General features: G+C 31.4%; 14 protein-coding genes and 2 pseudogenes. 2 read left to right on the top strand and 14 right to left on the bottom strand.

Annotated features, from left to right (window positions below; genetic code table 11):
* Positions 1-2: 2 nt before the first annotated feature.
* Positions 3-323 (bottom strand): hypothetical protein, encoded by a 321-nt coding sequence (locus MKO96_RS15765; protein WP_240588031.1) that lies wholly within the window; start codon positions 321-323, stop codon positions 3-5.
* Positions 324-616: 293 nt separating this feature from the next.
* Here MKO96_RS15765 and MKO96_RS15770 point away from each other — a divergent pair, with 293 nt between their 5' ends.
* Positions 617-838, top strand: coding sequence for a helix-turn-helix domain-containing protein (locus tag MKO96_RS15770; RefSeq protein ID WP_064474032.1), 222 nt, complete (start codon positions 617-619; stop codon positions 836-838).
* Positions 839-1,127: 289 nt separating this feature from the next.
* Here the strand turns inward: MKO96_RS15770 and MKO96_RS15775 are convergent, their stop codons facing one another.
* The 8 genes and pseudogenes from MKO96_RS15775 to MKO96_RS15810 form a co-directional block, all read right to left on the bottom strand.
* Complete coding sequence (locus MKO96_RS15775) at positions 1,128-3,110, bottom strand: methyl-accepting chemotaxis protein (RefSeq protein WP_240588032.1); 1,983 nt, start codon at positions 3,108-3,110, stop codon at positions 1,128-1,130.
* Between the two features lie 1,361 nt (positions 3,111-4,471).
* Complete coding sequence (locus tag MKO96_RS15780) at positions 4,472-4,813, bottom strand: zinc ribbon domain-containing protein YjdM (RefSeq protein ID WP_240588033.1); 342 nt, start codon at positions 4,811-4,813, stop codon at positions 4,472-4,474.
* A gap of 132 nt (positions 4,814-4,945) precedes the next feature.
* Positions 4,946-5,185, bottom strand: coding sequence for a D-alanine--poly(phosphoribitol) ligase subunit DltC (gene dltC, locus MKO96_RS15785; protein WP_046955295.1), 240 nt, complete (start codon positions 5,183-5,185; stop codon positions 4,946-4,948).
* Between the two features lie 351 nt (positions 5,186-5,536).
* Positions 5,537-7,300 (bottom strand): SulP family inorganic anion transporter, encoded by a 1,764-nt coding sequence (locus tag MKO96_RS15790; protein WP_240588034.1) that lies wholly within the window; start codon positions 7,298-7,300, stop codon positions 5,537-5,539.
* Positions 7,301-7,437: 137 nt separating this feature from the next.
* Positions 7,438-7,878, bottom strand: a pseudogene (locus MKO96_RS15795) (DNA mismatch repair protein).
* Between the two features lies 1 nt (position 7,879).
* Entirely contained in the window at positions 7,880-8,233 is a 354-nt protein-coding gene (locus MKO96_RS15800; RefSeq protein WP_016135900.1) for an ArsR/SmtB family transcription factor, read from the bottom strand.
* A gap of 635 nt (positions 8,234-8,868) precedes the next feature.
* Positions 8,869-9,375 carry a GNAT family N-acetyltransferase gene (locus MKO96_RS15805; RefSeq protein WP_046955297.1) on the bottom strand — a complete coding sequence of 169 codons (507 nt, stop codon included), beginning with the start codon at positions 9,373-9,375 and terminating at the stop codon, positions 8,869-8,871.
* Positions 9,376-9,635: 260 nt separating this feature from the next.
* A pseudogene (locus MKO96_RS15810) lies at positions 9,636-9,846 on the bottom strand (ABC transporter ATP-binding protein); the annotation flags it as partial.
* Positions 9,847-10,117: 271 nt separating this feature from the next.
* Here MKO96_RS15810 and hfq point away from each other — a divergent pair.
* A complete protein-coding gene (gene hfq / locus MKO96_RS15815; protein ID WP_240588035.1) occupies positions 10,118-10,303 on the top strand; it encodes an RNA chaperone Hfq in 186 nt (61 codons plus the stop codon).
* Between the two features lie 484 nt (positions 10,304-10,787).
* Here the strand turns inward: hfq and MKO96_RS15820 are convergent, their stop codons facing one another.
* The 5 genes from MKO96_RS15820 to MKO96_RS15840 all read right to left on the bottom strand — a co-directional run bounded on the left by MKO96_RS15820 (position 10,788) and on the right by MKO96_RS15840 (position 13,888).
* A complete protein-coding gene (locus tag MKO96_RS15820; protein WP_240588036.1) occupies positions 10,788-11,081 on the bottom strand; it encodes an ArsR/SmtB family transcription factor in 294 nt (97 codons plus the stop codon).
* Between the two features lie 88 nt (positions 11,082-11,169).
* Entirely contained in the window at positions 11,170-11,601 is a 432-nt protein-coding gene (locus MKO96_RS15825) for a disulfide bond formation protein B (RefSeq protein ID WP_240588037.1), read from the bottom strand.
* Positions 11,602-11,645: 44 nt separating this feature from the next.
* Positions 11,646-11,933 (bottom strand): hypothetical protein, encoded by a 288-nt coding sequence (locus MKO96_RS15830; RefSeq protein WP_240588038.1) that lies wholly within the window; start codon positions 11,931-11,933, stop codon positions 11,646-11,648.
* A gap of 75 nt (positions 11,934-12,008) precedes the next feature.
* Entirely contained in the window at positions 12,009-12,209 is a 201-nt protein-coding gene (locus MKO96_RS15835; RefSeq protein ID WP_088083729.1) for a hypothetical protein, read from the bottom strand.
* A gap of 971 nt (positions 12,210-13,180) precedes the next feature.
* On the bottom strand, positions 13,181-13,888 hold the full coding sequence (locus tag MKO96_RS15840; protein WP_240588039.1) for a 4'-phosphopantetheinyl transferase family protein: 708 nt from the start codon (positions 13,886-13,888) through the stop codon (positions 13,181-13,183).
* Positions 13,889-14,075 lie beyond the last annotated feature (187 nt).

A 14,075-nucleotide genomic window follows, 5' to 3' on the forward strand; every position in this document is an offset into this window, starting at 1 on the left:
CCCTAAAACATACTTACGATGCGAACAAATGCGTATCCAATCAAGCAAACCCCACCAATTCGCATACCATAATAAATACTTCCACTCACAAACTTTGCTGCAAATATATGTTCATTTTGTACCAAATACTTTTCTAACAAGACTGCCCCAATTAAAACCGTCCCCATTATTCCTAATGCAATATAAGTATTTAACACTTGATCGGACATATGAAAGAATGCAAAAGGACTTAATGACTTATATTTACGAATTGTATTTTCTTTATCTTTGTTTGGCCGATCTATAAACTTACGAAAAAAAATCCTTTCTTTCCTTACTCGCATTTAAATGCCTCCGTTCTCTTTATAAACAGAATAAGAAAACTTATAAAACATAGGGTTGATTCATTTATTACCTTGTTAACATTACTTTGATAGTTAATTTGATATGTACTTTGCCAATACAGAAGCTAATTGATTTGATATCTATCTTGATAATACGTTTGCTAGCAACTTTGATAGCGACCTTGATACATCATATTGCGAACAGCTTGTACATTATTAACACTTTTGTTTAAAAAAATCAGGCTTTGGTCAAAATGTGATTAATAGAGTATCTACGAATAGGAGTGTTCGCAGTGTTTGGCTTAGGAAAACCGTTATCTAAGTTTGGTAAATTTTTAAGAAAGAATGATATTACTCAAACGGAATTAAAGGAATGGAGTGGGGTAAACCAAAATACAATTAGCCGTATCTCCCGTTCGAATCAATTCAAGCCTTCATTAGGGAATGGTCAAAAAATAATCAGGGCCTTAAAAAGAAAAGGATTCGGCGTAGACTTTGAAGATTTTTGGATGTGATAAATCGTTCAATATATACTTCTGTATCAACACTACACTTGAATGAAGGAGATATTCAAAAATGAATATCTCATAAAAAAGATCAACTACCATTTAAAGTAGTTGATCTGCATGTGTAAACTCTTTGAACTCTAATTGATTAGGCTACCCCCGTAATTCTTGCGGTTAAAAGCCTTATTTCTTCATTCTTTATAATAAAAAATACATATTATATTTATTTACTACATTATAAGATTTTTAACTTCTACCCTTACATATACTATCTAGAATTCTATCTTAGAATCTTAACTTATATCTTAAATCCACCAATTAATTCTTGAAGCTCTTCGGCCATTTGTGCTAATTGTATTGCTGAAGAATTTATCTCTTCCATAGAAGCATGTTGCTCCTCAGATGAACCGGCTATCGTTTGCATACTTGAAGAATTCTCTTTCACAGCCATAGATATTTGATTAATTGATGTATCGACTTCCATTACATCACTTGTCATTTTATTTGATAATTCCACCATACCATGTACTTTTGACACAATATCATTTGCAGATTTTGAAATCTCATAAAAACTTTGTTTTGTATCATTCGCAACCTGAATCCCCGACTGCACTTCAACTCCTACTTCATTCATAGCTTTTACAGTCTCATGTACATCTGCTTGTATTTCATTAATTAAACTTCCAATTTCCATCGAAGATTCGGATGATTGCTCTGCTAACTTCCTGACTTCATCAGCAACAATTGCAAAGCCACGCCCCTGTTCTCCTGCCCTTGCCGCTTCAATCGCTGCATTCAATGCTAATAAATTTGTTTGTGCAGCAATATTTTGAATTACTTCTAATATACTTCCGATTTGCTGCGATTTCTTATCTAATAATTTAATTACATTATCGGATTGAGAAACAGAATGATGTATAGACTGCATTTGCATTACAGTTTGTTCTACTAATTGTTCGCCCTCGTTAGCTCTTTGCTTTGTATATAAGGATGAAGTCGATACTTCGGAAGCATTATCAGCTACGCATTGAATGTTTCGTGTTACCTCACCAATTAATTTAGCTCCAGACGCAACTTCATTATTTTGAACTTCTGCACTATTCGATATTTCTTCCATTTCTTTTGTGATTTGTTCTGTCGCAACACTTGCTTGCTCTACGCTAGCAGTTAGTTCTTCAGACGAAGCAGCCACATGTCCTGCAGATGTGTTAATTTGAGAAATTATATTACATAACGACTCTGCCATTGTATTGAAACTACCACCTAATTGACCAAGTTCATCCTTTGAACGAATATCTATTTTCTCAGTTAAATCTCCCTGACTAATTCTTTGGGCTGAAATAACTAATTGTCTTAGTGGATTAATAATAGATTTAAGAATGAAGAAAATTACAATTCCACCTAACAACAGTGAAGCCCCTATTATAGTGAGCGTTTTATAAAAAATAGGATTGGCAGCTTCTTCAATTTCTTTAATAGGCATTACACCAGCTATTTTCCAACCTGTTTTTTTGTTTGTTTTAAAGCTTATGTTTCGATCCTCACCATTAAGGCTATAAGTAATTACTCCATCTTCTTTCTTGTATAGTTCATCTGCTAATGATTTCTCTAATTTCTCACCTGGCTTAAGTGTAGGATGAACAACGATAGTCTTATCTTGACTTACTATAGATACAAATCCTTGTTTTCCTATTTTTATCATTTTAGAAGTTTTTACGATATCATCAATATTCAAATCCATACCAATGACACCACTTTTATCAGCATTTTGCTTTGCAATTGCTATTACCATATTTCCTGTAGCCTTTGATTTATAGGGAGATGAAACAATAATCTCTCCATTAGCTTTTACTGCATCCTTATACCAACTACTTTCTAACGGATTAAATCCGTCTGGTATTTTTCCAACAGGTGCATGAATAAATTGATTATTACTGGATGTAGTATAAATTGTCTCTATCTCTGGATGTAACTGTATATATTGATCAAATTTACTTTGCACATTTTGCAATTGGTCAGCATTATAATCACCTTGTGTAAGTATCTTTGCAAAATGAGTTACATCTACATGTTTATTTTCTAACTCATCGTCAACTATCTTATTTAAAATACTTACATTATCTTTCGCAGTTTGTAGAATTGTTTCATTAAGATCTGTTTTTGCTTTATCATAAGATGATACTCCTACGATAAGACTAGGTATAATTAATATTGCAATAAATGCCATAGACAACTTCGTTTTAAGCTTCATTTGTTCCAATCTTTCTTTTACTTTAAACACTATCAAATTCTTCCTTTCATTCTTACAAATTATAAAGTTTATTTAATCGTTTGCTCCTTTATTTTTTCTACATTCATTTATGGTATCATTCGAAATGAATTTACCGTTATATCCTTTTACATATATTTTCTTATATAACAATTTAGTTTTTACAAGCGGAGTTTTATCTATCCACCTTTCGAATATCTTATTTTGCTATATTAAGCAATGTTAAGGCTACGAATTATTCTAAATTACCTGGATGAAACATAGACTTCATTTAAAAGATTATTTTTGACTTTAATTGGATCAAAAGTTTAATCTAGAACTATTCAAGTTTGATGAAATCCTTACCATAATAAACCCCTAAAACTTAACTAAGTGAATTTATTTTTTGGATAATTATGCTTAACAGCCTTTTAACCACACTCTAACCGCTTCACTTCGTTCATTTATCTATTTACTACAGCCACTTTTGTATTATTGGAAACTAAACCATAAATTCTAAATAGGAGAATAAAATAAATTGGAGGACTTCATTGTAACACGTATACATAAGTTTTAAATATTAAAATGAAAAAATTTTTTTCATTATCTTATCTTCATGAATTACTAATAATAGATTGAGAACTTTTTTGGGCTAGCGGCTATCAGGTTATTACAGATAATTAGAATGAATAACAGCAACAATCAATATGTATTTTAATGATGATGTTCTTTATTTAACCTACCACTAATTTATTTGTATATTCTATAGATATATCATTACTCTATCCCTTTTAATAAAACAGGACACTTAGTCAGTAAAGAAAGTTATTCTATTACCTAATCTGTTAATTTTTGACAGATTCTCTTTTAATATTTTCTTACTCTTTTTTTAATAAATATATAACTACGTTTTTCCTATATGTATACATTATAGATGCTTACTTTTCTGTAAACTGAAACGTACATTAGAACACTTTTCTTCATCTCTCAATATTAAGACCCTAGGATTTTTATTATTAATCATGTAATATACGAGTCAGAAGTAAATAAAAAGACTTACTCTATACTATTGAGTGGGAGCCTGAGGGCCATCTCAATATGTGGCTACATAGAGCCACACCACCAAAATTTGGATATTACACACTAAGAGACAGTTCAGATTTAAAAGTCGATTTTCACACGTTAAGGAATTTCCCTTCTTATGTTTCTAGCATATTCACGCATCATTTTTTTTAAAATACAGTTGAAATGTGTTCAAAAAAATAGAAAGACTTCATTCAAGAATACTTATCATGAATGAAATCTTTCTTTTATAAAAGATATTTAATTACCACCTTGAAAATGGTATATGTGAATTGATTTTAAATAATTAAGTCCAACTAGTTCTATTTCATTTAAATCTTTTTAACAAATTTAGATTTTAATTTCATAGCTCCAAAACCATCAATTTTACAGTCAATATCATGGTCGCCATCTACTAAACGTATACTTTTTACTTTTGTACCGATTTTCACAACCGATGAAGTTCCTTTTACTTTAAGATCTTTGATTACTGTTACAGAATCACCATCGTTTAAGACATTTCCATTAGCATCTTTAATAACCTTTGTATCTTCATTATTTTCAGTTTCTGATTCTAAAGTCCACTCATGAGCACATTCTGGGCAAACAAAAAGATTTCCATCTACATAAGTGTATTCTGAATTACATTTTGGGCAATTTGGTACATTAGACATATTTTTATTTCCTCCACACTTTATCATTCTAATAAGTATTTTTTAAAATATCTGTTTACAACTTCATAAGAATAGCAATTATGAACTTTAATTTTGAAAAGTGGTTCTTATCTGTATCTCAAACATCTATTTTCATCCCATAGCTTTCAATTTCTTAATAATCATGTTCGGTGTCGCCCATTCGTCACGGTCAAAGTCAGAAATAGAAACTTCGATGTTTAAACGGTCTTGAAATTCTACTAATAAAGATACTGTAGCAAAAGAATCTAGAATTCCTTCTTCAAATAATTGCACATCTGGGTTCTCTTTTACGATATCATTTTCACATACTTCTTCTAACACATTTAACACTTGATCTTTAAATTCAGACATTATTTTTTCTCCTCTATAACTATAATTTATATTAAACTTCTTCATAGACTTCTATTTTTTAACAATTTTTTAAAAATCTATCCCATCATCATTACAAAATTATGCCTGGTCTTTGTATAATAGTTATTAAGGCATAACAGATAGTTGTTCCCCGAAACATATGTAATTACAAATCTGGTATTTATTATGGAAAGGGAATATATATGATTGATACCGTTTATTTAATTCATTTTGCGTTTAAACGTAAGGAAAATATTCTCCGCATTCGCCAAAGTAAACTTTCTCCTTCTCTATTTTTATAAAAGGATTAGAAGGGTGAACCAAACAAAATTTGTATGTGAAGTGAATTTTTTAAAAATCTAATGCATTTGTCTTATTCTTTATTGTATTCACTTCCTGGGATTGCTGAGAAAGCCCGGTACACTCATGAAATGCGAAATGCTTACATCCTATACATTTTTTTGTATTCAAATGTCCTAAAGCACAATTAATTGCTTCCCCAGTATGATCAAAAAAGTTTTCTTTCCCAATCTCAGCATACAATCCACTCTTATCTAGTGTTACTTTTAGTTCTGATTGAATTCCTGAAATAAGAAGTATGCCACCTTGTTGTTTAAAATGCTGAACGATATTCCTAAAGTAAGACTCTCCTGTGATATCAATAAAAGGAACTTTTCCCATACGCAAAATTAGAACTTTTGGTTTATAATTAATAGTCGTTAAAATATTATGTTCAAATGTTTGAGCAGCCCCAAAGAATAATGGCCCTTCTATTGTGTAAATACTAATTTGTGGGCAGTCATGAGCTTTATTTACCACATGTGGTAACAATTTTTCATTCCTTTTTGTATGATCAGGAAGCACTTTTGTTATGACAAGCATATTACTCATACGTTTTGTAAACAAAATAATAGCTAAAATAAGACCAATTTCCACAGCTGTCGTTAAACTAGTAAATACAGTAAGTAAAAATGTTATCAGTAATACAAGAGAGTCTCCTGTCTTCATTTTAAGTATGTGATAAAAATGTTTTTGTTCGCTCATATTCCAAGCTACCACCATTAAAATGGGAGCCATACTAGCAAGAGGAATATGTGAAGCATATGGAGCTAACAGTAAAAGTGTAAATAACACAAATCCCCCATGAATAACACCCGACAGCGGAGATACAGCCCCACTCTTAATATTAGTTGCTGTACGGGCAATTGCTCCAGTTGCAGGAATTCCACCAAATAACGGGGTTACAATATTAGCAACTCCCTGACCGATAAGCTCTTTGTTGCTGTTATGTTTACTATTAGTCATCCCATCTGCCACGACAGCGGATAAAAGAGATTCAATTCCACCGAGCATCGCAATAACAAATGCAGGACCAATTAACTGTTTTATACGTTCTAATGTGATTTCTGGTATATCAAACTGAGGAAGTGTATTTGGAATCGTACCATATGCTGTACCAATAGTAGGTACCTGACCTGAGAAAAATACAGTTGCAATTACAGTTGAAATAACAACACCCACTAATGAACCTGGTACTTTTGGCAAAATCTTTGGTGTGATGAGTATAACAAAAAAGCAAATCAAAGCAGTTATAACACAATAAAAATTGGTAGTATTGATATGCGTAAAGATTTCCTTTAGATTCGCTGAAAATTCCTCATGCTTTTTTATACCTGTTAGACCTAAGAAACTAGCAATTTGTCCCGTAAAGATAATAACAGCAATACCTGACGTAAAGCCAATTGTTACAGGACGTGGGATAAACTTAATCAAAGATCCTAGTTTAAAAATCCCCATAAGGCATAAGATGATTCCGGCTAATAAACCAGCAAGCAGTAAATTTTCATACCCATAGGTAATTACAATCCCTAAAAGAATCGGAACAAAAGCACCTGTAGGCCCTCCAATTTGATACTTCGAACCACCAAATAGTGAAATGAGTATCCCAGCAATACATGTTGTATAAATCCCATACTCCGGCTTAACGCCAGAAGCTATAGCAAAGGACATAGCAAGTGGAATCGCGACAACTCCAACAATCATTCCAGAAAGAAGATCCTTTTGAAAATGTCCCAATGAGTATCCTTCAAACCTTCCCGTAAATAACCCTCTCATTACAAACCCTTCTTTTCTATTTTTAATAAATCTTACTTATGCTGAAAGAATATTTTCTTTTGATAAATTTGAATTACAAATGCATTTCTCATACTCTCATACAGACGCTTTTTATCTCTTTACACGAGAGAGTTATCCTAATATTGGTTATATGTTTTACTTAAATGACGTTCTAATTTACCTATATCTCCACCTTCTTGTATATAGGAATTTAACCTTTCTACTAAAAGTAAACCACCTCGACTATCTAGATTTTTCATATCTATAAAAGATTTAATTTTTACGTTATCTGGGGTACGATCTCTACGGAACATTTGCCCTGGAATTCCACTCCAGAAATGATTCCATTCGTCCAGTAACCCTATTTGATCAAATAAAAAACTTTGAATCCCGCATAACCAAGCTGTACAAGCTGTATTTCTCTTTTGACATCCAACTCCATCCTGTAGATGCTAGCATGAAAAACAACAAGAATGCCCACTTTTAATACAAACATTACAAACATGATGAGCTCCTATTGAGCGAAATACTTCAATCCCATGTTGAATGATATCTTCTTTATTAACGTCAATGCTCAACCTATCCCTCCTTTATCATGGTTTCACATTCTGCTTCATCTAGCTCTTCTAACATTGAAATTGTATCGATTAAATGGTTGTTAAAAATTTTACGTGCAACTAACAGTAAATCCACAATCATAGGGTCTCGTAGAGAATATAAAACTCGTTTTCCATCTTTAGTACCAACAACAATGTTTTTTGAACGTAGCACACTTAATTGTTGAGAAACGGCTGAACCTTCCTTGTTAAGGATAGTTTGAATTTCATTTACACTTCTTTCACCCTCTGACAATAGTTCTAGAATACCTATTCGTAATGGATGTGATAAGGCTTTAAAAAAATCTGCTTTAAATTGTTGCATTTCATTTCCCATAAAAACACCTACTTATTTTTGATTAAAAACACAGAAGTATCATATACATCTTCAAATCTTTGAATATGTATATGATACTTCCAAGACTTTAAATTTTCAATACAAATCTTAAAATATTAAACAAGAACCAAAAAGCACAGAAAACATTTGGTATACTCTATTCGCAAAGAAACAGCATCAGCTTCCATTGTCATGAGCAAAACGGACTCTTACTCCCGGCAAAACAGTCTTATAACAGCACAAAGGAACGTATTGGAAAACACTGTTTATCCTAGATTATATTTTTTGCGAAACCTTACGCTGACGGATTCTACGAAGATTGAATATATGAAAAGCTACGAATGCCTTAGCACACGTAATTTTTTGGAATATACTTGGATTTTCGAAGTTGAGAACTACAAGATCAATTGCAGCGCGCCAGTACATTAAATTTAATTATCAATACAATCAGCATATGGAATAAAATAATGTGTATCTAACCAATGATTATTCAAATAAAAACTCCCCTAATTGGATAAATTAAACTTTTCAGACGCACCGCCCACATTTTAATAATTTTATATATCAAGCAATTCTCAAAAATCAAAATCACACTTTAAATTGTGATTTTGATTTAAATAATGCAATCTGAAACACTACTCTTCTTCTAAAATAGCGTAATAATATTCATCCCACCATTCATTTCCATGGGGTATACACTTCCTGAAATAGCCTTCTCTCATCATTCCAATTTTCTCCATCACCCGATATGATGGAGTATTTTCTGGCTGACATGTAGCTATAATTCTATGTAATTTCATTTCTTTAAACCCATATTTCAATGTAGCTTGTGCTGCTTCAGAAGCATATCCTTTATTGAAATATTTAGGATTGAATACCCAACCAATCTCATAAGTATGCTCACCAAAATATTTATGAAAAACAATATGACCAATCAGGATATTTTCATCTATTAGTATCACAGGAAAGTTCTTAGCATTTTCACCCATATTTTTATTTACAAAGTTCCTTGTATCTTCTTCAGTAAAAACCCCTTCAGGTATGTATTTCATAACATTGCTATCTGATGTATACTCATGAACAGCTTCCCAATCCTTGGATTCAAATTTTCGTATTAGTAATCTTTCTGCTTCTATAAACATTTACTTTTCTCCCCTCAAAAAATCGTTACTTTATTTCAAATCCACATTTAATCCTTAAAAAAAGAACTTGCAGGAATCTCTACAAGTTTTTTGTATCAGGTGAATATATGGGACAAACAAACTATCTTACCGATTCATCATAGAAACTACAGGGGTAGTACTTTGACAACTATAATATATAACATCCGTAGATTTTATTTTTGAAAATTATGTTAATTAAGAACGAAAGTATCCTTTTCCTTAACTATTCTAACTTCTATTCACTTAAACAAACTACTCAGTTGATTTTTTAAAACTTCTTGAGAATTCGTAACAACGATTACACAATTAACTTCTTTATGCGCGAGTTCCTGGAACACTCAATAATTTTATTTGCTGTGGTTCATCAGCAATAAATAAAACAACATAGCAAGATAGCGCCCTAACAATTGCTACACCTTGTTGGTGTTCGCCACTTACTTGCATTAAATTCAATGACCATTACTGAATATAAAGAATATGTTTACTTTTATTCTAAAAATTCTCTTCTTTAACGAGGGTTTTTGGTAAAAATACAAAAAAACCCAAATCGTGGGACTTTTTTAATTATCCATGATTTGGGGTACAGTTCATTACTTCATTGTAAGGGCTTTTATTTTTTATAAAAATCCATCCTAGAAATGTTATAATTACTCCATTCCTTTTATATTGATAAGAAGAATTTAAAAAGATTAGAATATTTAAAGAGAGGAGGAAACTATTAATGTATACACAAGACGATTTTTATAAGAAATTAATTGAGGAACAAAGAATAGTAAATATTATCCTAATCAACGGAGTTAGAATACCTGGAATCATTATTGGTGTGGATAAATTTTCAGTGCTAATCTCTAGCAAGGGAAAACAACAATTCCTATATAAGCAAGCGATTTCAACAGTTGCCGTATAAACTACCGTAAGTATTGATGTTTCATCATTAATATACTCCACTTTAAAATTAAATTTGAATTATATTATTGTATGAAACAATAAAAAAGGAATCCTTATTAAAAGGATTCACCCCAGGAAGATATATATATAGAGATACATAAATAAAAAGAATTAAGTATATTATAATATAAAAACAAACAAAACATATTGAGAAACAAATAATTAGATTGAACATTCTAAGTATTAAACATAAAATGAGTATGAGTCGAATAGCAACTTATCTCTAACCCTTGTATGAAAAAGAGATCGAGTATCATGATTTCTTTTTCATACATAATTTTGGCCTGTACATACAGGCTCTTTTTATTTGATAGAAAAAAATAATGTTTGCTATACTAAATGCGCAGAAATATATGCAAAATCACAATTAAAACAAGGGCAGCCTGGCATAGCTGCCCTTGTTTTATTTTTATTCTCGTAACCTACTATTTAACTTAAGTTATTTATAAACCAAGCACACTAACAATCTGGCATGCTTTGGAATTTACAATATGATAGTACATCTCTAACCCTCTTCTTTCCGAACGAATAATCTTCCCACGCATCTTAGATAAATGCTGAGATACAGTCGATTGAGGCACTCCTAATAGCTCCGTTAACTGTGTCACATTACAAACTTTACGATATTCTAATTCTTTCACAATTTGTAATCTAACTGGATGAGCCATAATCTTCAATAATTCTACATCCGCCTCTGGAATTTTGTGCATTTCTTTACTTATTTGCATTTCTGTCATATTTTATTTCTCCTTTTCTACCTTCTTTATTATTTTTAATATCAATTTATGAGCGTTTTAAAATTGTACAAGTAAATATAGTTCATAATCACTGAGCCATTTGCTCTTCTTTATCTTTGTGGTTTTTTGTATAAAGAAGTATTATGATGGCTAAAAATCCAACAAAAGATAGCATAGGGATCGAGATGAAGCCAAACAAATTCAAGTAATCTTCCGTACAAGAAACGCCTACTGAACACATCTTCAATTCACTTGTAGGAAAAGCCTGAATCGTGATTTGATAAACGGCTACTAATAGGCCAATACATGCAAATGGAAATGCATATGTACTTACGTATGGATCTTTTCTATAGATACCTATACCTAATATTAATACTAATGGATACATGGCCATCCTTTGATACCAGCACAAATCACATGGAGGCAGCTTCATCCATTCACTAAAAACCAAACTTATGACCGTTGCACTAGTAGCTATCATCCAAGCAATTTCAATTTGATACTTTCGAATGATTGACATCCTATATTCCCCTCACCTGTCTTATTTAGAATGTAAAACGTTTGTTAATATATGACTAGTTTATTTCCGTATTTGGAGTACCCTGTTTCAATAGAAAGTATCCAATCGTTGATATCTTCCCAATCATAACCCTTCTCTTTTAATTCTAAAGGGAAAAGATTCTCAAAATCATCACGCATTACATACATGGTTTCTAGTGCTTTTTCTAACGGACCAAATCTATATACAATATGTGTATGTACTCTTTTGTTTTTCTTTTTTGCTACCGCTAAATATACATACCGTCTTTCTTTCACTAAAACAAACTTCAAAAATCCAGGTACTTGACTCACCTTTTGCGCTCCTTTTCGGTTTTCCATGCCCTTATTAAAAAGAAAAAGGTATGGAAACTATTAAATCTCACTTTACTAATTTAATAAATGTCCCGTTTTTTTGATTTGAAAATAAAAGAAGACGCTCATCATTACAATATTTATTACACCAGCTGCAGCACCAATTTTGAAGATAACATACACACATTCATTACTACTAAAAGGTAATAAACTCGCGAAAATAAATAAAATTGAAATGATAAAGGATAAGAGCATGTTTCTTTTGTTTTCATTCATTCAAAAAACCTCCATTTTGTACGAATATTTATATTGCAATAGATTAGGGTGCTAGGCCGTATCATTACGGTTATAATGATGTTTCTCTTCATCCACATACCCTTTAAGTTTCTGAAATGTCAACAATACCTTTCCCTTCTGCGTGCTTTTGTATTCCTTTGTGTAGGATTCCGTCCGACTTTGAATCATTTATTTGTGTCGAACTGCTGCATACAGTCATGTCAAAAAGTAAGGTGTAATCCAGATAACCTTATTCCAAGACTTCTTAATGTATTATCCTACTAATTCTAGCTTGTAAAGCACACTATCACCCTAAATACCATAATAACCATAAGGCAAAATGTAAGAATGATAGACCCAGAAAAACACATAATTGCACTTTAGCGTGAAGTGATTTTCCCCATGATGAAATGCGCCATAAAGCCAATAGATAAATATAGGGATAAAGAACTACGAACCTGTTTCGAAAAATACAGCTAAATAAATTATAAATAATATAAGTTGTTGATGTTTTCATTAATTACTCCTTTAAAAGCTTATCTTTATAGGGATATTTGCTGGATTCATTTCCTTATAAGCACACCATAGACAAAATGGAACCCACTTTTTTAGATGTTCTTTAAACGTAACCCTAAATGATTGCTTTTTACATTTGGCGCATGTTGGTATCTCACATCCCTTATTCTGCTTCTCCACATTCCCAAAAGATACATTGATTGTTGATATGTTACTTATAAACAATTCCCGTTCCCGCTCTTTTTTCAGAAACTTATAGAAAACAAAAAAGGACACACCGATGGCATATGTATGCGTAGGTGTGTCCTTTTGCAAGATAGATTTAGAAGTATTTTGATACTTTCATCATATCATAAATCTTATTAATTTTATATACAAAATTAATAATTATAAAACAGTTGTAGGTGAGTATGGTTTGATACTTACATTCATATAATCCAATTGATCACCTGCTACTAAAATAATACCTTTTTACCCAGTATTTCTTTCACTATGCTAAAAAAATTAACATGTTGAGGATTAGCAGAAAAGCTATTATGCATAGCGCATACTGATAACTTATACCGATCATCAATATCATATTGTTTAACAAAATATGGGGTTTTTTTATTATATTTTATTATTTCAATTTGTTTAAAATCCTGTTTTTTAACTAAAAAGGAATTCAGAGAAATTGTTAATCCTTCTCCTAAAGCTTTTACATAACTTTCCTTTATAGTCCAAAGATCATAAAAATAATCTAGTTGTCTTAGTGGATCTATAGAAAGCAAATCATTATATTCTACTTCTGCAAAGAAGCTTTTTGCTATATCGAATTCAATTGGCTTTATCAATTCAACATCTATACCAATTGAAAATTTATCTACAGCACAAACAACCCAATCACCCGAATGAGAAACATTAAATTCGAAATTAGAAAAATTATGTAAATACGGCTTTCCGTAAAGATTATTTTTGAATTCAATTTCTTCATTTGAAATACTATATTTTCGTATAATCAAACTTCTAACAAGAAGGTCCGCGATAAGCCCCCTATAACTATCTTCTTTCCTGTGAAAGTTTTCAATCTTTTTTCGCTTTTCATTAGAAACATAACCTAGTAATTGTTTAAATAATCTAGTTTCTATTTTATTAGGAATTCTTACAATATATACTTCTATCATTTAAATTCCACCACCTTTATAAACCTTTTAAGTTTCTTTAATAGATGTGCGGGTACCAACGTGTAAAACTACGAAAAAAATTGGAGAAGAAACAAGAGAAGTCATTCCCTTTTTGGTGTTTTTCTGATAATTCCCCTTTGAACTCCCCCTACTTTCACTTCGTTTAGAAGTGAAAGTAGGGGGATTC

Source organism: Bacillus sp. ES1-5, assembly GCF_022487605.1.
GTDB lineage: Bacteria > Bacillota > Bacilli > Bacillales > Bacillaceae_G > Bacillus_A > Bacillus_A wiedmannii.